Raw genomic sequence first — 23,755 nt, 5'->3', positions numbered from 1 at the left:
TCGCCATCGCCATCGCCATCGCCATCGCCATCGCCATCGCCATCGCCATCGCCGTCGCCGTCACCGTCGCCATCCCCATCCCCATCCCCATCCCCGACCGCAGCCGTGTCGTCATGCAGCCAGAAGTTATCCCCGCAAGAGGCAACCCCCAGACAAACCAGCCCCACACCAACAGCTCGCAACCAACTTTTCGTGTTCATTCGTCAGAATCTCCCTACCACCAACACCCCTCCGTTCATCGGAGACAGGCTTGGCAACACACTCAATGAAACCTTGCGACGCCGCCCCTCGAGCAGCACCGCATCAACAACGAAGATCGTCAGCCCCACCGCAGCCGCCCCTGTGCCCGCGACCACGATCCCCATCCCGACCGTCCGCGGATCCACGTCCCAGTCGAGGTCGGGCATCGTCATCATCAACACGCCACCTCCAACCGTCGCCAGACCAGCAGAGAAGGACACCCCTCCCGCAAAGCCGAGCCGCCCAACCCCCAGCGTTCTACGTGGCGTCGGCGTGGCGGCCGATCGCGGCGCCTCTTCCATGCACGGCGTCGGCGGCTCGGGCTCCGGCTCCCAGCTTGCGATGCCTGCCACCAGCTCGATCACCCGCGCGACAACCTGCTGTTCCGAGCACGCCAAGCACCGCCGCGCATCAACCAACACCTCACGGCCGCCATCCGCCAGCGCGTCCACGCTGATCGCATACTCACGCAGATCAACATCCGACATCGCCAGCCGCACCTCGAAGGTCACCGCGGCCCCACCGCGCACGACCTCGAACCCAGCCTCGCGCAGGGCGCTCGGCAAGTCTCGCTCGAGCGCCACCGCAAGCCGATCGCCAAGCGTGACCTCGAGGTCCGAGGTATCGACCAGCAACTCGACGTCTCTGGGCCCAGCCGCGGGCGTGCTCGCCTGCGCGACAGCCCGAAAGCTCCCGAGTAGCACCGTCAGCAACAGGATCCCGGCGACGCGGAGCGCTCTGATGTCGTGCCGACTGTGCATCTCGTCGTGTGAGGCGAGCGCCCCGCGGGACCCCGGTCGTCATGCTGGTCGGCGACGCCGTGGCGCCGGTACCCGCGCGGCCCATCGTTGGGCACCGCATTGGTCAGTCGCCGAAAACCGAAGAGTGTTCGGAGCAGGTCCGCTTTGAGGCGGCCGGTCGCGCGTTGGCTGATCTGTTCGGATGCGTGACTTCGTTGGTCTGCGCGCACGCGTGATCGGGCGTGTCGCGTTGCTCACCGATGAGTCGGGAGTTTTCCGCACGTCGTGTGTCCCATGGACACAGGACGTGCGTTCAGAGCCCCCTTCTAGGTCTAGGGGGCCACACATGCGGATGCGAACAAACGGCCCCGAGGAGGCGAAGCGACAAGACGCGAAGCGGCTGTCGTCGGCGAAGTCCAAGGTCTGTGTGGGGGTCATGAACAGTCAGATCAGCCACTGCTCCACCCACCGCGCCGCCCCCGGCATCGAGGACTCGCGCACGCTCGCGGCGAAGCGCTCGAGATCCAGCGGCACCCGACGCAGATCCACCGAGAGCGTCCCATCAGCTCCGCTGATCACCCCATACTCGCACCACGGCAGGATCTTCGGCGCGCCGCCATCGAAGGCGCGCTCAAAGGGCATCCCCACGCTGCCAACGTTCACGATCAGTCGCGCGTCGAGCCTGCGCAGCAGCTGCACGTGGGTGTGGCCGCCAACCATGACGTCGAACTCGTGATCGCCGATCCAGCTGACGAGGGTGTCGCGCGTGGTCGAAGCGAGCACTTGGTCGGTGTCATCGCGCGGCGACCCATGCACACACAACACGCGCGCGCTATCGATTTCCAGGGTGAGCTGCTCGGGCAGCTCCGCGAGCTCGCGCAGCCTCGCCTCGCCCAGCTGCGCTTGGGTCCAGGTCTCGATCTCGAGCAGCATGTGATGCGGCGGGTGCTCGTCGAGCGTGTCGTGGTTGCCGCGGATGCAACGGACCTCGCGCTCGTGCAGACGATCGAGCAGCTCGCACGGCTGCGGTCCCAGATCGACGATGTCCCCAAGGCACACGATCTCGTCGACGCCGAGCTGGTCGATGTCGGCGAGCACGGCGTCAACCGCGACCAGGTTGGCGTGCAGATCCGAGATGAACGCGACCCGCCTCATGTCCGCAAGGCTAGCCTTTCATCACCCTCACAGCCATGGGCTGCTTGTTGTCCATTGGGTCGGCCGCGCTGCTAAGCTGCTGCGGTGACTGGCGATTGGGTCCGGATTGCCTGCGCGAGCGTGCTGCTGCTCGCGGCCTGTCGTGGCCCCGATCTTGCCGAGACCAGCGCTGGCGTCACGACCAACGCCGATCAGCCGACCGAAGAGGACGAGAGCGAATCTGCGACCGAGACCGGCGACCCGGACGGTCTTCAGCCCTTCGAGCCCGAGGTGTGCGGGTCATGGAACCCACCCGCAGCGACCCCGGCCGGCACGCCGCCCGCGGAGCAAGCCTGTGCAGGCCAGGAAATTTGTCCAGTGTTCACGGAGGTCGCCGAAGCGGCGGGGCTCGGCACCGTGCAGTTCGTGCCCACCCACCCTTCCAAGCTGGACTGCATGTTTCCGTGGGCGACCTCGGGCGGGCTCAGCCCCCGACAAGACTGTGAGCCGCAGTGGTTCACTGGCGGCGTCAGCGTTGGCGACGTGAACGCTGACGGCTGGCCCGACGTGTTCATGACCCGCCTGGCCGCGCCGGATCACCTGTTCCTCAACCAAGGCGACGGCACCTTCGTCGACGTCGCCGCGCAGGTTGGGCTTGGCGACTGCAGCTGGACCAACGGCTCGGTGTTCGGCGACATCGACGAAGACGGCGATCTGGACCTGCTCGTCACCAGCGTGGGCGCGACCGAGCACCAGCTGTGGATCAACACCCTCAGCGAGACGGGCGAGCTGGGCTTTGACGAGCAGGCCGCCGCGCGGGGGTTCGCGCTCAGCTCGACTCTCATGCACTCGGGCGAGGGCGTCACGCTTGGCGACTACGACCGCGACGGCTGGCTCGACGTCCACGTCAACGAGTGGATCAAGGTCGAGCACATGCCAACCCCCGAGCAGCCAGCGTGGCAGCGCCACGGCGGGCGGCTGCTCCACAACACCGGCCAGGGCAACTTCGAGGACGTCACGGCGGCGTACGGCGTGGATCTGTCCGCGCTCGATCCCGACGGGATCTTCGCGTTCTCGTCGACCTTCGCGGACCTCGATGGCGACGGCTGGCAGGACCTCGCGATCACGGTGGACTTTCGCCGCTCGCGCCTGTTTTGGAACATGGAGGGGTTGGCGTACCTGGACGGCAGCGGCCCCGCGGGGGTCAACCGCGAGTCCAACGGCATGGGCTCGACCTTTGGCGACATCGACAGCGACGGCGATCTTGACTGGTACGTGACCTCGATCGCCGAAGCCGACGCGTGCGAAGACGACGAGACCCCCCCGTGCTGGTCGGGCACCGGCAATCGCCTGTACAGCTACGAGGGCGCCCGCACCTACTCCCTGATCACCGACGAGGCTGGCGTACGCGACGGGGCCTGGGCGTGGGGAACCATCATGTTCGACGCCGACAACGACGGGGACCAGGACCTCGCCCTCGCGAACGGCTGGCCGGGTCGGGATCTACACGGCGGCCTGTACCACGCGGACACGCCGACGCGGCTGTGGATCAACAACGGGCCCGGGTGGGGCGAGACGTTCATGACCGAAGAGGGTGAGCTTCGCGGGGTGTACGACCGGGGCCAGGGCCGGGGCATTGTCGCGTTTGATTACGACCGAGACGGCGACCTGGATCTGCTGGTCGCCAACCACGCCGGGAGCCCGCGACTGTTTCGCAACGACGGCGGCAACGCGCGGGCGTGGTTGCGCGTGGCGGTCGAGGGCACGACGTCAAACCACGACGGCCGCGGCGCGAAGGTGCGGGTCCAGGTCGAGCCCGACGGGCCCTGGCAGATCCGCGAGGTTGGGGTTGCGAGCCACTTTCTGGGTGAGGGCGAGCTGATCCAGCACTTCGGGCTTGGCCATGGGTTTGAGCTCGAGCAGGACACCGTGCACCGGGTCGAGGTCGAGTGGCCAGCCAGCGGGATCGTGCAGGGGTTTGACGAGGTTGGTGGTGGGCAGGTGTTGGTGGTCGTTGAAGGGGAGCCGTGACGACAGATGCGATGACCCTCGCTCCCGCACGTCGATCGATTGGGTCAAAGATGTGGGGCGTCGGCCGGTGGCGAGGTCGCCGTGACGGGTTTGGAGAACGCCGTGGCACGGCGCTTGTCCGCGACCATGGCTTGCGCGAGGCGAATGAAAAACCGGAGTACTCGGGGCCCTACGGCCGCGAGCTGTGCCGTTAGACCCGCGCGCTCGAGGGCATCACCTTCGCTGGAGCGATATCCGAGGCCGATCGTTCCGCCGGTACCGCTGGTTGGTGGGTCCGCTGCCACGACCGTCGTCGCACCCTCGTCGCGGTAGTCCGCGGTGCCGATCTCGACTAGCAGATCTCGCATTGTGAGCGACGCATCGGGGGCCACGTCGGCGTTGAAGCGTAGCTCGTACACGAGCGTCGCGGGGTCGGGATCCTGCTCGTTGTCATTGTCGCAGTTTAGGCCGGTCACCTCGAGATCGCGCACCGTCACGCCGTCTCCCAGCGACACCATCGCTCCGGGGCTCGGCACGAAGATGCCCTCGATCGTCGCGGTGAGACCCTGGTGGGACTCGCCGGCTTGCAGCGATGGGAGATCCCCGCGCACGAGGCCGACTGGGCCGTCTTGCGCCGCGAACGAAGCGTGAGCGACGAGGGTCGCAGCGTCGCTCAGGATCTGGGGCCCCGGTCCGGCGCCGAAGATCGCGTCGCCCGGGATCGTGTGGCTGACGCCCGGCAGGACCTCGAAGTCGATCTTGACGGCGTGGGGCCCTTCAACGGTCGAGGCGTGGATCGCCGCGTACACGCCGTCATCAGCGAGGCCGTCATCGTGGTGGCCATCATCGAACATGGGGATCCGCCAGCTGTACCCTGCCACGGAGAGCCGGGCCGATACCTCCATGCCGCCGACCGCCGCGCTGGACTTGATGACGCTGGCGGAGATCGTGACCTCGTCGCCGATCTCCCATACTGGGCGATCGATCCAAGCCTCGGGCGAATAGCCCGATCGAACCACCGACGCGACCCAGCCAACGTCCAGCTTGGCTTGGGTACTCGCCGACAGCTGACTCTTGTCGAGTCGCATGGTCCACAGGCCCGGCTCCGGGTTGTCGACCTCCATTCGCCGATAGACTGCCTGGACCTCGCTCGAGTCTCCGATTGGATGGCCATATAGAATGCTGCTTGGTGACACGAGCTCGAAGCTCAGGTTGTTGAAGGCGTGCTCGGTGCTCTCGCTGGTGACCACCAGGGGGCTGCCCAGCCACGCCACGTCGAGTTGTTTGGATCCCGCGGGCACCACGAAGGTGTGGGACTCGGTGGTCGTGGTCGCGACGAGCGGCGCTCGCTCGTGCAGCGCGATGGCGTCGCCGGCCACCACGGCCTTCGCTACGGCCTCGTAGACCTTGGCGGCGTGGGGCAGTGACCCGCCAGCGGCCTGCTCGTCGCCTGCGTAGTAGTGCCAGCCGTTGCAGCTCTCGGCCAGCCAGTGCGCCAGACCGATCCGGGGCGATGCGCCGGTCGTGATCACGTTGACGCGCATGCCCCCCTCTGCGCAGATCTGGGCGGCGATCTCGGGCTTGTTCACGATCCAGGTCTCGACGCCGCGGCAGCCGGCCGGGCCAGTTGGATCATGCTTGGGATCGACCCGGGTGAACTTGGCGTCGGTGAGCAGCACGACCTCGCGGTCGCCCGCCGGGGCCTTGGCCTGTGTAAACGCAGCCTTGGCGCCCTCGAGCACGGCGCACAGGTTCGTGAAGTGCTTGGCGTTGACATGCGCGTCGATCTCGTTGCGATACACCGCGACATTGGCAGGAGCCAGGTCCACAGGGGTACCCAGGGCGAGGTCTTGGGTTGGCACCCACACCTCGTTGATCTTGGTCGCGGACTTTACCGGCCACAGATCGTCACCCCACGCATAGATCCCCGCGCTGGTCTGCTTGGTGACGGCGACCTGGTTGAAGTACTCGGCCCCGTCAACCGCGTAGGTCCAGCCTGGGTTCCCGTTGGCGTCCTGACCCATGGAGCCCGAGGCGTCGATCATGACCATCGACCAATCGGCGAGGTCCTCGGCGTCGGTGTAATCGGGGACGTTCCAGGTGCAGAACGCGGGGTCGCCATCGTTGGGCGGGAGGCCGATGTCTTCGTCGTATTGGCCGTTGAACTGGAGGCTGCCCCACTCGAGCTTGGCTTGGTCCCAGCAGTTGAAGTCTTCGGCGCTGGACCAGGGGATAGGGTAGTGGCTCATGACTGTGCCGAGCACGCCCCAGTGTTGGGAGAGGCTGGCGCCGGTCTTGGGGTCGAGGTGGATGTGGGTGTTGGCGTCGCACCAACGTTGCTTGGTGCCAGCGGCCATGATGCATGTGGACTCACCGACGCAGACGGAGCGCTGCCAGTCGGCCTTTAGCTTTGCGGTACAAACCCCATCGCCGAGAGCAGGCTCGGTCTCGCAATCGTCGCTCTCCTCACAGTCAGCCCCCCACTTCGGCCAGAGCTCTGGACCGCCAAATGGACTGCTGTGCACTCCGGTGGGGTCATACAGGATGCAGACTGGGTGCGCCATGTTGTCTCCTCCCGCCGCCCCGCACTGATCGCCAGACACGATCCCAAGATTGGATATCACATCTTGGGGCGGACTGCCCGTTCCGATGATCCAGCCATCATACGTACCGGATTGTGTGATGTCGGCGCCTTCATTTACGCACGCTTCATGACGGATGCACCTCGCGCCGCTCGAGCAGCTCGAACTCGGAAAGCCCGTGCATGTATCGCTCGAGGTCGCGTAGCGCGAGTCTGCGCAAAAACCGAGATCATTGGATTTGGCATACTCATCTGGGAGCCCGTAGAAGTAGTGTCCCCACTCGTGAGCTAGGGTTTTGCCGTGCACCTCGGTCCCCGCTGGTTTGGGCGACATGAAAATCATCCTAATCGCGTGATCGCTCGCGTACGACTTTTGCGTGCCATGGCTCAAGAAGACGTCGCTCTCGCTGGCGCCGTAGCCGAACGTCACAGAATCGAAGTAGTGCTGTCCGTTCGTGACTTTCCAGAGGATCCGCGACCCCTCCCGGAAGAAGTCGCAGTAGTTCTCAGCGTCGCCGCTCGTCACCTCCAACGAGCCAAGATCCTCCGGTGGAAAGTTTGCGCGTACCGCGATCGACCAAGTCCCATCCCCGTGATCAATGAGCTTCTTCTTGCCGGCGAGAGCTGTGCCAGACAGCGCGCCCATGGCGACGCATGCAGCGAATGCTGCAAGACCAGATGTCGACCAACGCGAGGGGAGGCGAACTCGAGGACTCATGCTCGTGAAGTAGCACCTGACAGCAAGTGTGGCTCTAGAATAGCCTCGCTCTGGCTCCGTTGTATTTGCGTTGCAGCGAGATGGCGCTCGGCCACGACTGCGGACGTACTACATCGTCAACACGATCAGAGATCTGCGACTACTGTGTCTGAGCAATCCGTCACTCGGACATGGCGCAGCGAAACCCGGTGTCGGGTCCCAATTGAGCTCCCGGAACGGGTCCGCCGCCCTGGCCCCGCCACGCTAGATGCAAGTATCCGCCATTTGAGTCATACTGTTGGGTGGTTGTATAGGTTCCTCCCTTCCGCACTTTGAATGGGCCGCTGTCGGGGCCGGTGGGATCTTGACCGAGGTTGGGTTGCCCAGGCCCGAGCCAGTCGGCGACGACCTCATTCACGTTTCCGACCATATCTTGAACACCATAGGGGCTGTCACCCTGCGGCGAATGGCTGCCCGGACGTTGCGGCATCCCGGTGTCGCATCCCCACCCTTCGTGCGGATCCTGGTCTCCGATCGTCTCGTTCGCCATGCTGGCGTAGAAGCAAGTGGGCGCCTCATTCCCCCAAGCGTAGTCGCGGCCGTCGGTCCCGCGCCCGGCCTTTTCCCACTGCGCTTCGGTGGGCAGCTCGGCGCCCCGCGCGTTGCAGTACTCCAGCGCTTGCAGCCAACCCACGCAGGCGACCGGATAGGCGTCGATGCCCTCGGTCCCCCAGCGACAGCCAGAGGTCCGAAGGTCGTTCGGGTCCTCCGCCACGGGCGGCGAGCATTTCCCTGCCTCCACGCAGAGCCGATACTCACCAAAGGTCACCTCGTGTCGGTCGATGTGAAATTGCGACAGATACACGACTTGCTCGGGGATCTCGCGCTCTTTGAGCAAGCCCAACCCATTCGAGCCCATGATGAATGGCCCCGCGGGGATGCAGATCATCCCCTCATGCTCGGACTCACATGGCGGCTCATGACTGTCACCATCACCGTCGCCGAGCTCGCCGTCGCCAGGAGCGCCGTCAGCGTCACCCGGATCCCCATCGCCGTCACCTTGCACATTGGTATCCTGCGACCCTTTGGGCGGATTGGGGCCACAGGAAGTCAGCGCGAGCGCGGCGAGCCCCGCTCCCCCAGCGACCATCGCTCCGAAGCTCTGGTGTCGCATCATGTCATTGTCTCCTGAGTGTCCTCGCCGTCCTGTACGTATTGTGCCTGGCGTACCTAGAATGACGCACACTTGCCAAAGCACCCACGAGTTCGCGCGTGCCCAGACCCCGTTTTGTTTGCGCGTCCCCTCGAAGATGGCACTTCAACACCGGAGCACGCGCACCGGTCTCAGCGGGGGAAGTGAGCATCATGTAGCCGCCCCTTGAGCCGCTCGACGCGCTGGTGATGCTCGAGATCCATGCGACGCTGCTCGTCGCGGCCGCCAGCGAGGCTCGCACCCGAACACCTGACGCGACCCGGCAGACGCAGCGCAGGATTCGCACCCCTACCTACCCAGCATACATGCGCAGCGAGTTCACGGCCTCGTCCCGCATCTCGCAGAGATCCCGATAGTCCACGCTCCGCATCATCACGTACCCATCGCCAAGCAGCGTCGCCTTCCAGTTGCGGCGCGGGTGCCCGACCGGCAGCAGATCCGCGATCACCAAGCCGCCATGACAGCGCCGGTAGACCTTGTCCAGCCCTTCGATCCGCGTGATCCGACCCTGCCCAATCGCCCGCTTGAACACGGTCGCGACATGGTACCGCCGCTTTGGCTCGGCCTCGAAGGAGTGCCAGCAGACCGATCGCGCCCACTCCCGGTAGATGTCGATCTCGTTGCTGGCGTTGATCGCATCCATGAGCTTGCCGCCGCCGCTGCGGCAGGCGATCTCGCTGAACACGGCCTCGCCCTTGGGGGTCTTGAACCACTCGAGGTGGGCAAACCCGGTGCCCATGTTCAAGGCCTCGAGCACCTGCCGACCCAGCGCGATGCCGACCTCGGTGGCCGGGATGAAGGGGTCGCGCAGGGTGATCTGCGCGGGGCTGATCCACTCGAGCGTGCGCCCTTGTAGCGGCGGCGGGTGGTATTGGGTCACGCTCTCGAACACGGGCTTGCCGTTGATCGCAACGACGTCGTAGGTGAATTCCTCGCCTGCGATGAACTCCTCGATGCTGACCTCGGCGACGTGGGCCATGGTCGCGAGCTTGGCCTTGGCCTGGTCCTCGTCGTCGACCCGCCAGGTGTCGGCGGTGCCGGCCCCGGCGACCGGCTTGAGCACGACCGGGTAGCCGATCTCTCGCGCCGCCTGCAGCACGCCCTGAACCGAGGCAGACCTGGCGTTGCGAGGCATGCGAACGCCGGCCGGGACCAGCCGGGCCTTCATGATCGGCTTGTCGCGAAACCCAAGCGCGGTGTCGCGGTGCATGCCAGGCATGCCCAGGGCCTCGCGCACGCTCGCGGCCAGCAGCACCAGCGGCTCCCACAATGTCTCGACCCGATCCACGCCCAGCTTGCGGGCCACGTCGACCAAGGGGCCCAGCGATCGACTCTCGTCCATCATGCCCGGCAGCTGCAGGTAGTGCTTCAGGTGCCGCTTGACCTTGGGCGGCAGCGCGCCGATCGGCATCTCGCCAACGCCGTAGACCTGGGCCCCGACCTCGGCCAGGCCGCGGGTGAACTCGGGCATCTCTTCGGGATAGTGGGGGGAAAGGAACAGCACTTTCATGGCTTCACGCGATCCCTCATGCAGTCTAGCCGTTGGCTAGACGCCCAAGCTGCCAAGTACAGCCGAGCAACAGTAAGTAGCACGCCGCACCCACCGCGAGGGTGACCGGCACCCCCCACACCATCGAGCAGCCCAGGGCCAAGCCGCTGGCGCAGACCCCCGCGGCCCCGTTGATGCCCCACAGCCACGGCCCAAGCTCTGGGCCACCCTCAGACTCTTGGCGGCGCTGAACCAAGCGCAGCCCCAGCGGGAAGCCCAGCCCCATGCCAAGCGCGGGCACGGCCACGGTCACCACGCCCACGATCACCCGCACCGTCATGCCGCTGCCAACGAAGGCTTGGGTCAGCGGGCCCGAGGCCAGCGCCGCGACGACAACCAGCACGAAGGGCACCAGCGGAAACAGCTTGGCCAGCTTGGCGCTGCGCTCGATCTGCAGCTTGTTCGAAGCCAGGCTGCCGACCCCGGTGAAGAAGATGATGCCGCCAAGCAGCACCGCCAGCGCGACGGTTGGGTGGCCCAAGAACACGTTGAGTCGCGACAGCAGCCCGATCTCTACGAACATGAAGCCCAGGCCGATCAGCGCGAAGTAGGCGGTGGCCGCGGCCAGATCGCGGCGCCCCACTTCACGCAGCTCCCGACGCCGGGCCAGCAGCGGGCCGATCACCGTGATCAGCGTGAGCAGCAAGCTGACCAAGGTCGCGTAGACCAGCGTCTGCGTGGCCTGCAAATTACCCAAGAACGAGACATCCAGCTTGTCGACCGACTCGGGGTCTTGCAGCCACGTGCTGGGCTTGAGGGTGTTGAAGAAGAACGGCCGGTCGTCGGTCGGCGGGGTCAGATCCAGATCTTGCTGGCGGGCCCAGGCCCACAGCGCGTCCTGGCTGTCTAGCTCCCACAGCTGGGCGAGCACGCCCTCGTGCAGCGGGCCGCGGCGGGGGGTCGCCATCATCGTCAGGCCCTGCTTGACGGCGGCCACTTGCATCGCGTCGATGTCTTGCTTGGAGAAGGGCTTGGGCGAGATCAGCAAGGTCGCGACGTTCAGGTTCTGCAGCAGGATCAGGTGCTGGTGGGGATCCTCGACCCCGCGTCGCCACATCACCTCGAGCCCCAGCGCGAGCATGCGGGCGGTCTCGCCGGGCGACTTGGGGTGGTACCAGCGCGAGACCGTGTAGATCCCGTCTTCCTCGAGCCGATCAATGAACACCTGCCAGGCCTCGGCGGTGTACAGGCCGTTCTCGGACAGGCTGTAGCTGCCGGCGCCGGTCGAGGCCCAGGTGTCGATCAGCGACATCGTGATGACCGAGAAGCGCCGCTGCTCCCGCGACATGTGGCTGCGGGCTTCGTCGGCGACCAGCTCGACGCCGGGGATCCGGGTCAGCCGCGAGTAGTCCTCCATCACGGTGGTGTGCAGCTCGACGATCAGATCGTTGAGCTCGACGCCCACCACCGGCGAGTGACCCGCGCGGGCGGCCACGATCACGTCGCGGCCACCACCCACGCCGATCACCGCAGCCGGGCCGGTCGGGCGCAGCTGATGCGCGAACGAGGTGATGTCCCAGTCGATGTGCGCGTGGTCGTCGAGCTCGTCGGCGTGCTCGAACATCATGGTTGCCGCCGCGCCGTCGATCTTGATCGCCCGCTGCGGGACCGGCTGGTGCAGCTCGGGCGGCATCAGCCGGCTGCCGGCCCACATGTGCGGCGGGACCTCGATCGTCTTGTCCACGCTCACGCGCGAGTAGGTGTTCCACCCGATCCACTCGAACTGCTTGGGATCCTCGGGCATCGCCTTGACCCACGCCGGACGCAGCGGCGTGGTGTCGCCGCCCGCGTTGCCAAGGCCCAGGCCGACCAGCGCGACCGCCAGCGCGGCCCCACCGATCATCTGCCCGCGACCCGCGGTCCCGCGCGCGAGCCCAAAGCACGCCGCCCCGATCCCCGCGACCGAGGCGCTGATCAAGGCCGCGCTCGCGGCGTCGAGCGCGTCGAGCAGCGGGATCACCAGGGCGCAGCCGATCGCGGCGCCGCACAGATCAACCCCGTAGGCGATTGACGCAGGCAGCCCCGCGCGGGTCAGCGCCAGGGTCAAGGTCACCCCGCCCAGCGCGAACGGGATCGCTACCGCGCCGCCGTAGACCAGCAGCGCGAAGAAGTCCATGAGGTCGTCGATCGGCAGCAGCGGGATCGACATCGCCATCCCGATCGCGAGCGGTGTCGTGGCCGCGAACGCCAGCGCCGTCTGGGCCAGGCGCTCGGGGATCCGCTCGTCGGTGAACACCTGCGGCAGCAAGAACACGATCACCGCGCCCGCGGTCATGCCCAGCATGCCCAGCGAGATCACGAAGAACGCCAGGTGGTACCAGGCGATCACGCTGGTGATCCGGGTCAGCAGCACCTCGAGCATCAGAGTCGAGAGCGCGACCGCGAAGATCCCCAAGTAAGTGAGCGGGCGTGACGTTGCGCCGTTCAAGATGCGCGGAGGCTACCAAAGCCAGGGGATTGTGGTTAGATCATCGCCGTGGCTCACTCCCGATCATGGCTGCTCGCGCTGGGACTGTGCCTGGGCATCTGCGCATGCACCGGAAACCAAGAGGACGAGCCGCCCGAGGTGCCCGCCGACGTGGAGTACTGCGACGCGGTCAGCGATTGGGATCCCGCGCTCTCGCAGCTCGAGGCGGAGGTCCTGGTCTTGGTCAACGAGCAGCGCGCAGCCGGTGCCATGTGCGGCAACGACAGCTTCGAGCCCGCGCAGCCGCTGACCATGGACCCCGCCCTGCGCTGCGCCGCCCGTCGGCATGCGGTCGACATGGGCGAGCAGGACTACTTCAGCAACCTCGACCCCGAGGGGCTGACCTTCGCGGATCGGGCGGGCATGGCCGAGTACGAAGGGACCGCGCGCGGCCAGACGATCGGCGCCCGGCAGTCGGTGGCGGACCAGGTCGTGACCGCGATCATGGGGAGCACCGGTCTGTGCGCGCAGGTCATGGATCCGCTGGCCAACGAGATCGGGATTGGCCACGCCCCCGACACCGACGCCAAGTACGTACGCTACTGGGCGCAAGTCTTTGGCGAGCGCTGAGCGACCGTGCGACACTGATCCCGGATGTCTGCGCCCAACCCGCTCGTTCGTGATCGTGACGTCGAATTCCTGCTCTACGAGGTCCACAACGTGCTGCGCCTGTGCAAGCTGCCGGCGTTCGCGGACCACGACCGCGAGACCTTCGAGCTGTTCTTGGCCAGCGCCGCCAAGCTGTCGCGCGAGCAGCTGTACCCGCTGGTCCGCGAGATGGACGAGCAGCCGCCGCAGCTGATCGACGGCCGCGTGCAAGAGCACCCCAAGACCGGCGAGCTGTATGCGGCAATGGTCGAGCTTGGGATCCTGACAGCCGGTCGGCCCGAGACGGTCGGGGGCGCGCAGCTGCCCAGCTGCATCACGACGATCGCGTACCTCTATTTAATGGCCGCCAACGCCGGGTTGTCTGGCCATCCCTTGCTGACCGCCGGCTCCGCCCACTTGATCGAGAGCTTTGGCAGCGAGGAGCTCAAGCGCACCTTCATGGATCGGATGTACGCGGGCGAGTGGAGCGGCACGATGTCGCTGACCGAGCCGCATGCCGGCAGCAGCCTGGGGGATCTGAGCTCCAGCGCAACGCCGATCGAGGGTCGCGAGGGCGTGTACAAGATCAAGGGCAGCAAGATCTTCATCTCGGGTGGTGACAATCAATTCCTCGAGAACATCGTGCACCTGACCCTGGCCCGGCGCGTCGGCGACCCGGCGGGCACCCGGGGGATCTCGCTGTTCGCCGTTCCGCGCATGCGCCCAGGCGCGAGCGGGCTCGAGTTCAACGACGTGCACACCAGCCAGCTGATCCACAAGATCGGCTGGAAGGGGCTGCCAAGCCTGGGCCTGAGCTACGGCGAGGCCGACGACTGTCACGGCTGGATCGTCGGCGAGCCCTGCAAGGGCCTGAGCTACATGTTCCAGATGATGAACGAGGCCCGGCTGTTGGTCGGCGCCAACGCGACCGGCTCGGCCTCGGCGGCCTACCACGAGTCGCTGGCCTACGCGCGCGAGCGAACCCAGGGGCGCCGCCTCGACGGCAGCGCCGCGACGCCGGGTCCGGTTGCGATCATCGAGCACCCCGACGTGCGGCGCATGCTGCTGCGCCAAAAGGCGATCGTGGAAGGCTGCATGTCGCTGTTGATCATGACGGCCAGCTACGCCGATCTCGCAACCCACGGCGAAGACCAGGCCGAGCGCGAGCGGGCCAAATTGATCCTCGACATTCTGACCCCGGTGACCAAGACCTTCGCCGCCGAGCGTGGGTTCGAGTCGTGCAGTCTGGCCCTGCAGATCCACGGCGGCTACGGCTACTCGAGCGAATACCTGCCCGAGCTGTGGCTCCGCGAGCAGCGGCTCAACAGCATCCACGAGGGCACGACGGCGATCCAGAGCTTGGACCTGCTTGGGCGCAAGGTCGTGGCCAAGGGCGGGCAAGCGCTCATGGCCCTCAGCGCCGAGCTGCGCGCGGACATTGAGCACGCGCGCCGCAGCGGGGTCGACGAAGAGCTGTGTGACACCGTGAAGATCGAGCTGGCGCGGGCCACCGGGCTCACGCAGGTGCTGGGTGGGCGTGGGCTCAGCGGTGACACGGTTGGCATGCTCGCCCACAGCGTCGACTACCTGAATCTGTTCTCGAACTTGATCATCTCGTGGCAGTGGTTGCGGATGGCGGCTGCGGCCTGCCGCGCGCTCGGGGGCCACGCAGACGCGGACGCGACGGACTACTATCGCGCGAAGATCGAGGCAGCCCGCTACTGGATTCGCACGGACCTGGCCGACAATGCCCGGCTCGCGGTGTTGTGCGAGAGCAGCGAGGATTCGTACCTCAAGGTCGCCGACGCCGGCTGGTGACGCTCGGCGAAACCGGGCGAGAACCGGCCAAGAACCGGCCGCGAACCGGGCAGTCACATGGCGAGGGTTCTCATCGCGGTCGCGGGTCGCTCTCGATCGATCGCGCTGCGTCGTGCTCCAGGCGTCAGCGGCGTCTGCGAGCGCCCGGGTCCGACCGGCGTCGGCAACGTCCAAGCAGGTGGCTGCGCACGGCTCTCCGTAGCGAGATCAGCCGACGACGCGAGCGCGCGCCCTGGTCACGGCTCACCCTGGTTGGACCGCCATGCCCAGGAGAACAGATCGCTGCGCAATTGTCTTGTCTGCTGGCGGAGTGCGCGGCGCGTACCAAGTTGGCGTGATTGATGGGATCGTCGAGCTGCTTGGTCGCCGCGGCGGCGCTGGAGAGCCGCTGTTCAACTCGTTCACCGGCAGCTCGATCGGTGCGATCAACACCGCGTATCTGGCCGCCAACGCCGATCGGGCCGACCACCGGATCGACGGTCTAGTGCGGCTGTGGAACAACCTCGACGCCACTCAGGTGCTGCGACTCTCGCCGTCTTCGTTGTTGTGGGGGTGGCCACGCCTGCGCGTGCCCTGCCGCCGCCAAGACGTCACGATCACGTCGGGCTACATCGGCCGCTCGCTGTTCGACCCACGCCCGGTCCAAGCCCTGCTCGCGCGAGAGATCGACTGGGACCGGCTCCACGCGAACGTTCGCAGCAGCCTCGTCGAGGCGGTCATGATCGGGGCCCACGACATTCAGGAAGGGCGCAGCACAATGTTCGCAGAGCTCGCGGCGGGGGTTCAGCTGCGCTCGTACCCCCACCCTGTCCGCACGCTGCTCGAGCGCATCACGCTCGAGCGTGTGCAGGCTTCAACCGCGCTGCCCTTCATGTTCCCGGCCCAGGCGATCGGCGGTCGCTACTATATGGACAGCGGGCTGAGCTTGGCGACTCCGGTGCTCCCTGCGCTGCGGGTGGACGCCGACCGCGTTGTCCTGATCTCGCTCCACGAACAGGACCGATTAGAGCCACAAGCCGCGCTGGAGTACCCCAGCGTCATCTATCTCATTGGCCAGATCTGCGCCTCGCTGCTGCTTGATCCAGACCTCTCCAGTCTTCAGACCTTGCTGCAGACCAATCGGGTGTTCACGGCGCTGGCGAAGACCATTGACCCGCCCCAGATGGTCGACGTCGTTCAGGAATTCGCGGCACATCAAGTCCTGCCCTACCGGCCAATCCCGACCCTCGTGTTTCGACCCAGCGAGAACATTGCCCTGCTCACGGCGGCGTTCATTCGCGAAGAGCTCGCTGGCGACCGGCTTGGCCTGGTCTGGCGGGCGCTGCTGCGGGGTGCGGGCAACGAGGATGTGGTCGGCCACCAGGCGCTGCTGGCTTCGATCCTGTTTCTCGATGGTCGGCTCGCGACCCGGCTGATCGACCTTGGCCGCCGTGACGCGTACGCGGCGAGGGACCAGATCGTGTCGTTCTTTGCGGGCTGAGCAAGGTGGTTGACGGCTTGTTGCAGTCAAGCTTCGTCGCACACCGGGATCGTCGTGGGCGTGTTCACGTGGGGCAGGGCGCCCGGTGGTGGCACCTCCACAAAGCAGGCATCGATCTCGCCGGCCTCGAAGGTCAGGCGGACGTAGCCATAGATTGGCTGCCCTGCCCCCTGCCACGCGCCCGCGGTGCCAGCGATGATCTCGCGGACGGTGCCGCCAGCGACCGAGATGTCGGTGAACTCGCGCAGCATGTGGGCATGCCCGGCGATCACCAGATCGCCGCCCTGGTGGGCAAACTCGCCAAGGGTGATCATTGCTAGATCCTCGCGGGACCAGCCGCCGCCGGTCAGCCCGGCGTAGGGTGGGTGGTGCATGACCGCGAGCGAGTGCTCGCTGTCGCCGGGATCAAACAGCTCGGGCAGCCGGCCCAGCACCGACTCCGCGATCGCACCCGAGCCCGTGTCCAGCATCGCAATGTGGGCGCCGCACACGTCAAACGCATAGTTGCCAGGGCCGAAATTTTGATTGTAGAACGGCAAGTGCGACTCGTAGACGTCGTGGTTGCCGGGGGTGAGCGCGAACGGGACGGCGGCGGTGTCGAGCAGATCTTGGAACACACGAAACTCGTCTTCGCTCGACGACTCTGTGAGATCGCCAGCGACGAGCACACCCGCGAGCAGCTCGCCGGCCGCCTCCGCGAGATTCGCCTCTTTTTGAATGCGCTCGATGATCAGAGCGAATTGTGTGGGGTTGGTCTGAATGTCAGCGAGCACCGCCAGGCGAAACACTGGCGGGCACGCGTTGGCCTGGGTGAGGCCGCCACGCACCCACGTGTGTCCGCGCGCGGGCACGGTCACCAACAATTGACGCGTGGTCTCGGCGCCAACCACCGGTTGCTCGATGATCTGCGGGCTGGCGACGAGGGTGGCGAGCGGGTGAACGTTGGACAGCTCGAGCTCGAGCGTGCGCGCCTGATTGCCAGTGTTGCGCAGCGACAGCGCAAATTCCCCCATATGGGCGACGCGGGCGTGGACCGCTGATCCCCGCTCGACGATGATCCCCTCCGCGGCGTACGAGGCGCTGGGATCCGTGGCGTCTGGATCCTGAAAGCGCAGCTCGACGCCGCTCGAGCTCTTGAGTCGCGCGAAGCTGTTCTCGGCGACCACGCGGCACTCCGCGCGGGTGTAGTCCGGGGTCGCGCACTCGGTCTCGGTGCACCCGGTGAGGCTGGTGGTGAGGCCGAGCGCGAGCGCGGCGATCCGAGACGTCGTGTGATTCCGTGCGCGGGTCATGACTTGGCGTCTCCGAGGTTGGGGAGCACGAGGCCCACGCGCACGAAGGGGTTGAGGCCCCCACCCACGCGCGCGCCGAGCTCGAGTTGATAGGCGATCGGTGACCCGAGCGGGCGCACGCGAATCGCGAATTGGGTGACGACTTGGCCAAGAAACCCGACCACCGAGCCAAGATTCATGCCCGCGCCATAAAAGCGCGAGTGCACATAGCCAACCGTATACTGGCCGACCACCGCCGGCCGCCCGGCGCTGGCAAACTTGCGAATGGGTAAGTCGAGATCGAACCACGACTCGCTGTAGATCGGCGCGGCCGTTGGCTGGCCCGGGGCGACGCCGCCGGGCTCGCCGTAGCCGTTTAGATCCCAGCGCGGGCCCAGATAGAAGGTAAAGCGCTGGCGCGGTGAGAGGTGCCAGCGAAGACCCCAGTTGAGCGGGGTCAGAGCCACGCGCTGGCTGACGCGGGGTTCATCGCCAAGCGCGAGCGCGTCGCGGGCAAAGAACACCATTGGTTTGTAGCGAAGCTCGAATTGCCCCAACCACGCGGGGCGACGCTGGGAGAGCGGATAGGGCAGGCGCACGGCCAAGTCGAGGCCAAGGTCGAAGCGCCAACCCCTGCGCGCGAGCCCGGACCCGAAGGTGCCGTCGTCGTTGCTGGTCTGTGGCCGGGGGTCGCGCTCGACTTGATCGCCCAAGTTGCCGCCAACGCTGCCGATCAGGCGCAGACGCCCGGACTCGCGGGGGAACGACCAGGTCGGCGCGAACGAGCCGGCCAGCGTGTAGGGCACGGTCTCGTCGGTGTGGTCCGAGCCGCCAAGCCCAACCGAGAGCCCGAAGGTGGGCGGCGTGATCCGATCGGGCAGCGCGGGCCCGTCATCACCCAACACACCAACAATGCCACCGATGCTCGCGGCCCCCACCGCGATCACGCCCGCGCCTGCGATCGCCATTGCTGGGTCGCCGATGCGGTTGCGATCGCCGGCCTGGAAGATCAAGAACACCGAGGCCCCCGCCGAGATCGCGCCAAGTCCCGCGAGCAGCAGTCGCGAACTCATGACGCGCATACATGGATCGACCTCGGGCAGGCATCGCTTGGTCCGACGGGGGCGCGTTGGCGGCTCGACGATCGGCTGTGGCTCGATGAGCTCGGGCGGGGGCGGCGCGACCCAAGCCGGGGTGGGATCGTGGCCGAGCGGCTGTTCGGACCCGCCAGCTGGCTGTGCGGGCAGCGGGAGCGCTTCGATCGGGGCGGGACCGGGCGCGTCGGGGCTGTCGGGCTCGCGCGCGTCCGGGATCACCGACGCGTCTGGCTGCTCGAGCGGCGCAGGTTCCAGCGGCACAGGTTCCAGCGGCGCAGGCGGGCCCAATAGCAGCAGCAGCGCACCGAACACGAGCATGGACAGCTCATTGCTAACACACTCGATCCCGCCAGGGTCAATCGAAGTTCAACTGAAGTTCAACCGAAGATCTCGGCCCCGAGCTCGCGCAGCTCCGGCAGCGTGTCGGGCGGGTCGGCCCGGCGCGATGCTGTCCACACTTGCAGGTTGGCCCGCGACGAACTGATCGCTTCGATCGAGCGACGGGTCCGCTCACCGAGGGCCCGCGCACCCGCGTAGGCCGTATAGATCCGCTGTACCTGATCAACCCCAGGCGTGTCGGCGGCGACCGGGCTCGCAGCGGCGCCGGACCTGAGGACAGCCTCGAGTTGGTGTTTGGGCGGCGGCTCGGGGACGGTCTTGTCAATTCGGTTGAGCACGACCGCGTCGACCCGCAGCCCGTAGGCGGCCAGCTGACTCGAGAACGCCTCGGCCTCGCGGACCGAGAAGGTTGACGCGCTGGTGACCAGCAACACCCCGGTCGCGCGACTGCGCAGCAGCTGCTCGAAGTTGCCGCCGCGGCGATGAAATTCCTCGAGCACGTCGGCGAACTCGCGCAAGAACACGCCCAGATCCCCAATGAACTGGCCGCCGCCGATCGTCTCGAGCGTCTTGCTGAGCACCGAGCTGCCAAGCCCCAAGATCCGCGCGCCAAACCGGCCGGTGCCGGCCAGCAAGCGCGCGCCCGGGTTGTCGATCAGCTCGCGGACCCGCTTGGGCGCGTCAAGAAAGTCGATCGCGTTGGCGGTGGGCGGCGTGTCGAGCACGATCAGATCATGCGCGCCCGCGTCGACCAGCATCTGGACCCGGGCCATGGCCGCGAACTCGAGCGCGCCCGAGAGCCGCTGCGCGGTGGCCTGATACATGCGGCTGTTCAGGATTGTTTCGGCGGTCTGCGCCGTGCTGGCGTTGTCGCGCACGATGCTCTCGAACACCTTCGCGCCGTCCAAGATCAACGCGTCGAGGTGGACGCCAGGCTCGCGCACGACCGGCACCACTTCGCCGGGGGTGCAGCTCTCGAGCCCCAGCGCCTGCGCCAGCCGTCGCGCGGGATCGATCGTCACGACCACGACCCTGCGCCCTTGCGCGGCCGCGTGAAGCCCGAGCGCGGCGGCGCAGGTGGTCTTGCCGACGCCGCCGGGACCGACGCAGAGCACCAACCGGCGATCCTGGAACACCGTGGACGTGGTCTCAGCCATGACATAGGCTCCGGTCTGAATGAGCCAGCGTCAGGGGTATCGCATCCGCGTGGGCGAGCGCGAGCATGAGGTCGTGGTCGAGCTCGACGCCGCCGGTGAACAGAAGATCTTGGTGGATGGCCACGCGTACGAGGTTGCCGAGGCCGGTGCCAACGCCCTGCGCGTCAGCCCCCACGGCCCCGAAGACACCACGCAGCTGCCGGTCACGCTGGCCGGCGCGCCGCGCCCCAGCGAGGCGTGGGTGGCCGGGCAGCGGGTGCGGGTGAGCGTGCAGACCGAGCAAGAGGCCCGGCTCGCGGCGGCGCTGGGCACCAGCGCGGGGGCCACGGGCAGCGGCTCGCTGACGGCCCCGATGCCGGGTCGGGTCGTGAAGATCCTCGTTGGCGTCGGTGATCATGTCGAGCCTGGCGCGCCTGCGATCATCGTCGAGGCCATGAAGATGGAGAACGAGCTGCATGCGCCCGCCGCTGGGGTGGTGCGCAGCGTCGCCGTCGCCGAGGGCGACACCGTTGACGCCGGGCAGCTGCTGATCGAGCTCGAGCCGCCAGCCGCCGAGCCCGAGGGCTGAGCGATCACGGCTTGGCATCGGCCGCGTCCCCTCCGGCTTGGATCATCGCGAGCAGCGCCCGGATGTCCGAGAGCTGGTCGAGACCCCACGGCCACCATGGGACTGTGACCAGCTGCTCGTCGAGGCTGGTGCGGCCGTCGAGCCAGGCAGACACGACCTCACGCTGCTCGCGGCCGCGCTCGCCGATCTCGTTGACGACCGCGAGCATGTTGGCGACGGCTGGGTTCGCGCTGGCTTCGGGCGGCAGCGTGTGGGGGCCAAGGTCGGGCAGCAGCGGCCACAATTTGTTGACGACGAGGGTACCCGCGCCCATGCCGATCTCGCGGCGCAGCGCCGTTGCCAGCTCGCCGAGCTCGGTCAGCGGCCACGGCTCGGGCAGCCCCACCAGCACCGCCGCGCACACACTGGGATCCTGCAAGGAGTCGCGCATCGCGGTGGCTTCGCGGGTCAGCGGCCCGTCGGCCACGGTCGCCAAGATCGCCTGAGGCACGCCCAGGACCAAGCGCAGGTGGCCCGAGGCTGGACCGTCGAACACGATCGTGTCGTAGCTGCGGGCGCGCACGGCCTCGTGCCAGACCTTGCCGAGGATCGCAAAATCATCGAGCCCCGGGATCGCTCGCAGCAGCCGGCGCACGGCCTTGTTGCCGAACACCATGTGCGAGAGCCGCTGGCTCTTGGTCACCAAAGTTCCGTACTCCTCGACGCAGGTCGCGGGGACCAGGCGCTGGATGTCGAGGTTGGGGGCGACCTCGACCGGCGTGTCGGTGAGCTGCTCGCCGCCCAGCATCCACGCGAGCCGATCATCGTGGCCGGTGGTGGCGACCAGGACCTTGCGCCCGCGGCTGGCCAGGGCCGCGCCCAACAGGGCCGCGACCGTGGTCCGCCCGACGCCGCCCTTGCCGCTGACGATCAGCAACCGGCGGCTCTCGAGACCCAAGAGCAGCTGCTCGGGGTCGCTGCTTCGAAGCTCCGGCACCGGGCCGGGAGCGTGGCACAGCTGCCCTGGCTTGGCGAGTCCAGCTTGACCGGCGCGCCCGTGGGCTACCATGCTCGGCGCGGCTCGCCATGTCCGTTGACGTCAAGACACCCGCCGAGATCGAGAAGATGAGAGCGACCTGCCGGTTTGCGGCCTCGGTGCTCGACTTCATTCGGCCGCATGTCCGGGCCGGCGTGACCACGGCCGAGCTCGATCGCCTGTGCCACGAGTACATCGTCGAGCGCGGCGCGTACCCGGCCCCGCTCAACTACAAGGGCTTCCCCAACTCGGTCTGCACCTCGGTCAACGAGGTCGTGTGTCACGGCGTCCCCGGTCCGCGCGCGCTCGTAGACGGCGACATCATCAACATCGACGTCACCACGATCGTCGACGGGTGGTTTGGCGACACCTCCGAGATGTTCACCGTTGGCGAGATCAGCGAGGCCGCAAACAAGCTGATCGACACCACGCGCCGGGCGATGTGGCAGGGGATCCGCGAGGTCGCGCCGGGCAAGGCGCTTGGCGACATCGGGGCGGCGATCTTCGACTTCGCCCATGCGCGGCATGGCTACGCGATCGTGGATCGCTTCTGTGGTCACGGGATCGGTCGCGAGATGCACATGGCCCCGCAGGTCCACCACGTTGGGATCCGCGGCCACGGCATGAAGCTGCGGGCCGGCATGACCTTCACGATCGAGCCGATGCTGAGCGAGGGCAGCTCGCACTGCGACATCCTCGCCGATGGCTGGACGGCGGTGACGCGCGACGGGAAGCTCAGCGCGCAGACCGAGCACACGATCTTGGTGACGGCCGACGGGTACGAGGTGCTGACGATGCGCGACAGCGCGTGGCGCCCTCAGTAGATTGCTGCCCGTGACGGGCTTTCTACGGATTGTCCAGCGACCGGCTGAACCCGGTTGGCCAAAACTCGACGCAGCGCAACACTGCGAACTCGCCGTTGTCGAGCTCGACCACGCGCTGCATGTAAAAGTGCCAGCGCTCATCGTCGCCGAGCACACCAAACACGGACCCGCTGGACTGCACGAACTTCTGCGACTCCAGGAGCTGCTTAGCAACAATCGGCTGGGACATCGCCGCGCGCAGCTCTTGCTTGGCGCTCTGGCGGCCGATCAGGACCCCATACTCGAGCGCCGTGACGGCGGCGGCGGACTTGACGAGATCCGGGAAGTCACTTTGATGCTGCAGGTACCACGCGTTCCAGTCTGCGGGAAACGCCGCGCAGGCCCCAAACATCACCTCGTTGCGCTTGGAGATCACACCCAGCGCGATCTTTTCCAGGCAGCTCGTGTCACCGATTGGCGACTGCTTGGGGAGCGTGCCAGCGGCGTTGGCGTGATAGACACTTGGCAGCATCACGTTGCCCTCTACCACCACCGAGCAACCATCGAGCGCGGCGGTGAAGAACACGCGGGGAATGGTCTTTGAATCGAGGCGGATCCGGTAGGCCCGGTCGCCGCCCCACGGCAGGTAGTAGCAGGCCTTCTTCTTGTCGCCGCCGGGATCAACCGTGAACGTCACGCAATTGTCGACCGACGCAATGTCCTCGCAGTAATATGGCGTCGACTCTACATCGTATTGCTTGATCGTCGAATCGCCGCTGCGATGCTCACCGACCTCTGTCGACTTTGGGACCGTGCCAGTGGCGGCACGGATCGCATAGAGCGAGCCGAAGCCTAGAGCGCCGATCAGTTTGGAGTCGCGTCGTCAGGTGCGTCTGGGGCCGTTCCTGCCTAGGAGGGAGGCCGAAGCTGTATCCGGCATACTGCGAGCGCCGACCGACAACGGCAGGAGCGGCCCCAGATGTGCCTG

At 67.0% G+C, this 23,755-nt stretch carries 18 protein-coding genes; 6 read left to right on the top strand and 12 right to left on the bottom strand.

Features of this window, described 5'->3' with window-relative positions; genetic code table 11:
• The 3 genes from DB30_RS35960 to DB30_RS35950 all read right to left on the bottom strand — a co-directional run.
• Window positions 1–200, bottom strand: a 200-nt coding sequence (locus DB30_RS35960) for a hypothetical protein (RefSeq protein ID WP_205633138.1), incomplete at its 3' end; no start/stop codon positions are given.
• 3 nt (window positions 201–203) lie between these two features.
• On the bottom strand, window positions 204–1,001 hold the full coding sequence (locus DB30_RS35955) for a hypothetical protein (protein WP_052557789.1): 798 nt from the start codon (window positions 999–1,001) through the stop codon (window positions 204–206).
• 423 nt (window positions 1,002–1,424) lie between these two features.
• The gene (locus DB30_RS35950) at window positions 1,425–2,135 is read right to left on the bottom strand and encodes a metallophosphoesterase family protein (protein ID WP_052557788.1); all 711 of its coding nucleotides are present in this window, start codon (window positions 2,133–2,135) and stop codon (window positions 1,425–1,427) included.
• Window positions 2,136–2,219: 84 nt separating this feature from the next.
• Here DB30_RS35950 and DB30_RS35945 point away from each other — a divergent pair, with 84 nt between their 5' ends.
• Window positions 2,220–4,145, top strand: coding sequence for a CRTAC1 family protein (locus tag DB30_RS35945; protein WP_052557787.1), 1,926 nt, complete (start codon window positions 2,220–2,222; stop codon window positions 4,143–4,145).
• A gap of 44 nt (window positions 4,146–4,189) precedes the next feature.
• On the opposite strand, the gene DB30_RS35940 is transcribed toward DB30_RS35945, so the two are convergent.
• The 4 genes from DB30_RS35940 to DB30_RS35925 all read right to left on the bottom strand — a co-directional run bounded on the left by DB30_RS35940 (window position 4,190) and on the right by DB30_RS35925 (window position 12,592).
• A complete protein-coding gene (locus tag DB30_RS35940; RefSeq protein ID WP_146662160.1) occupies window positions 4,190–6,481 on the bottom strand; it encodes a choice-of-anchor X domain-containing protein in 2,292 nt (763 codons plus the stop codon).
• 1,102 nt (window positions 6,482–7,583) lie between these two features.
• Window positions 7,584–8,579: a formylglycine-generating enzyme family protein gene (locus tag DB30_RS35935; RefSeq protein ID WP_052557783.1), complete on the bottom strand. Its 996-nt coding sequence runs from the start codon at window positions 8,577–8,579 to the stop codon at window positions 7,584–7,586.
• A 328-nt stretch (window positions 8,580–8,907) separates the two neighbouring features.
• Window positions 8,908–10,125 carry an ATP-grasp domain-containing protein gene (locus DB30_RS35930; protein WP_052557781.1) on the bottom strand — a complete coding sequence of 406 codons (1,218 nt, stop codon included), beginning with the start codon at window positions 10,123–10,125 and terminating at the stop codon, window positions 8,908–8,910.
• 25 nt (window positions 10,126–10,150) lie between these two features.
• Window positions 10,151–12,592, bottom strand: a complete 2,442-nt coding sequence (locus DB30_RS35925; RefSeq protein WP_146662158.1) for a spermidine synthase family protein — start codon at window positions 12,590–12,592, stop codon at window positions 10,151–10,153.
• A gap of 48 nt (window positions 12,593–12,640) precedes the next feature.
• On the opposite strand from DB30_RS35925, the gene DB30_RS35920 reads away from it, so the two are divergent.
• From DB30_RS35920 to DB30_RS35910, 3 genes are all read left to right on the top strand, one after another.
• Window positions 12,641–13,201, top strand: coding sequence for a CAP domain-containing protein (locus DB30_RS35920; RefSeq protein ID WP_052557777.1), 561 nt, complete (start codon window positions 12,641–12,643; stop codon window positions 13,199–13,201).
• A 24-nt stretch (window positions 13,202–13,225) separates the two neighbouring features.
• Window positions 13,226–15,037: an acyl-CoA dehydrogenase gene (locus DB30_RS35915; RefSeq protein WP_052557775.1), complete on the top strand. Its 1,812-nt coding sequence runs from the start codon at window positions 13,226–13,228 to the stop codon at window positions 15,035–15,037.
• A 295-nt stretch (window positions 15,038–15,332) separates the two neighbouring features.
• Window positions 15,333–16,517 (top strand): patatin-like phospholipase family protein, encoded by a 1,185-nt coding sequence (locus DB30_RS35910; RefSeq protein ID WP_205633137.1) that lies wholly within the window; start codon window positions 15,333–15,335, stop codon window positions 16,515–16,517.
• Window positions 16,518–16,543: 26 nt separating this feature from the next.
• Here DB30_RS35910 and DB30_RS35905 read toward each other — a convergent pair whose 3' ends face one another.
• From DB30_RS35905 to DB30_RS35895, 3 genes are read right to left on the bottom strand one after another with little or no spacing between them, the layout of a single operon-like run.
• A complete protein-coding gene (locus DB30_RS35905; RefSeq protein ID WP_052557771.1) occupies window positions 16,544–17,809 on the bottom strand; it encodes a metallophosphoesterase family protein in 1,266 nt (421 codons plus the stop codon).
• Window positions 17,806–19,203 carry a hypothetical protein gene (locus tag DB30_RS35900; RefSeq protein ID WP_052557769.1) on the bottom strand — a complete coding sequence of 466 codons (1,398 nt, stop codon included), beginning with the start codon at window positions 19,201–19,203 and terminating at the stop codon, window positions 17,806–17,808. Before DB30_RS35900 ends, DB30_RS35905 begins: the two co-directional genes overlap by 4 nt.
• Window positions 19,204–19,262: 59 nt before the next feature.
• Window positions 19,263–20,381 carry an ArsA family ATPase gene (locus DB30_RS35895; protein WP_052557767.1) on the bottom strand — a complete coding sequence of 373 codons (1,119 nt, stop codon included), beginning with the start codon at window positions 20,379–20,381 and terminating at the stop codon, window positions 19,263–19,265.
• Between the two features lie 19 nt (window positions 20,382–20,400).
• Between DB30_RS35895 and DB30_RS42900 the strand changes: the two genes are divergently transcribed.
• Window positions 20,401–20,949, top strand: a complete 549-nt coding sequence (locus DB30_RS42900; RefSeq protein ID WP_052557765.1) for a biotin/lipoyl-containing protein — start codon at window positions 20,401–20,403, stop codon at window positions 20,947–20,949.
• Window positions 20,950–20,953: 4 nt separating this feature from the next.
• On the opposite strand, the gene DB30_RS35885 is transcribed toward DB30_RS42900, so the two are convergent.
• Entirely contained in the window at window positions 20,954–21,925 is a 972-nt protein-coding gene (locus DB30_RS35885; protein WP_052557763.1) for an ArsA family ATPase, read from the bottom strand.
• 89 nt (window positions 21,926–22,014) lie between these two features.
• On the opposite strand from DB30_RS35885, the gene map reads away from it, so the two are divergent.
• A complete protein-coding gene (map, locus tag DB30_RS35880; protein WP_052557762.1) occupies window positions 22,015–22,788 on the top strand; it encodes a type I methionyl aminopeptidase in 774 nt (257 codons plus the stop codon).
• Between the two features lie 22 nt (window positions 22,789–22,810).
• Here the strand turns inward: map and DB30_RS35875 are convergent, their stop codons facing one another.
• Window positions 22,811–23,464: a hypothetical protein gene (locus DB30_RS35875; RefSeq protein WP_052557760.1), complete on the bottom strand. Its 654-nt coding sequence runs from the start codon at window positions 23,462–23,464 to the stop codon at window positions 22,811–22,813.
• Window positions 23,465–23,755: the final 291 nt, after the last annotated feature.

The organism is Enhygromyxa salina (assembly GCF_000737335.2).
Classification (GTDB): Bacteria; Myxococcota_A; Polyangia; order Nannocystales; family Nannocystaceae; genus Plesiocystis; species Plesiocystis salina_C.
The sequence above is the reverse complement of the archived record's forward strand: the minus strand, read 5'-3'. Positions and strand labels throughout refer to the sequence as shown.

Bases quoted from the DNA above. Each gene is read 5' to 3' on its own strand.
- DB30_RS35955 (WP_052557789.1), bottom strand. From the start codon at position 1,001: ATGCACAGTCGGCACGACATCAGAGCGCTCCGCGTCGCCGGGATCCTG.
- DB30_RS35950 (WP_052557788.1), bottom strand. From the start codon at position 2,135: ATGAGGCGGGTCGCGTTCATCTCGGATCTGCACGCCAACCTGGTCGCG.
- DB30_RS35940 (WP_146662160.1), bottom strand. From the start codon at position 6,481: ATGGCCGCTGGCACCAAGCAACGTTGGTGCGACGCCAACACCCACATC.
- DB30_RS35935 (WP_052557783.1), bottom strand. From the start codon at position 8,579: ATGATGCGACACCAGAGCTTCGGAGCGATGGTCGCTGGGGGAGCGGGG.
- DB30_RS35930 (WP_052557781.1), bottom strand. From the start codon at position 10,125: ATGAAAGTGCTGTTCCTTTCCCCCCACTATCCCGAAGAGATGCCCGAG.
- DB30_RS35915 (WP_052557775.1), top strand. From the start codon at position 13,226: ATGTCTGCGCCCAACCCGCTCGTTCGTGATCGTGACGTCGAATTCCTG.
- DB30_RS35905 (WP_052557771.1), bottom strand. From the start codon at position 17,809: ATGACCCGCGCACGGAATCACACGACGTCTCGGATCGCCGCGCTCGCG.
- DB30_RS35900 (WP_052557769.1), bottom strand. From the start codon at position 19,203: ATGCTCGTGTTCGGTGCGCTGCTGCTGCTATTGGGCCCGCCTGCGCCG.
- DB30_RS35895 (WP_052557767.1), bottom strand. From the start codon at position 20,381: ATGGCTGAGACCACGTCCACGGTGTTCCAGGATCGCCGGTTGGTGCTC.
- DB30_RS42900 (WP_052557765.1), top strand. From the start codon at position 20,401: ATGAGCCAGCGTCAGGGGTATCGCATCCGCGTGGGCGAGCGCGAGCAT.
- map (WP_052557762.1), top strand. From the start codon at position 22,015: ATGTCCGTTGACGTCAAGACACCCGCCGAGATCGAGAAGATGAGAGCG.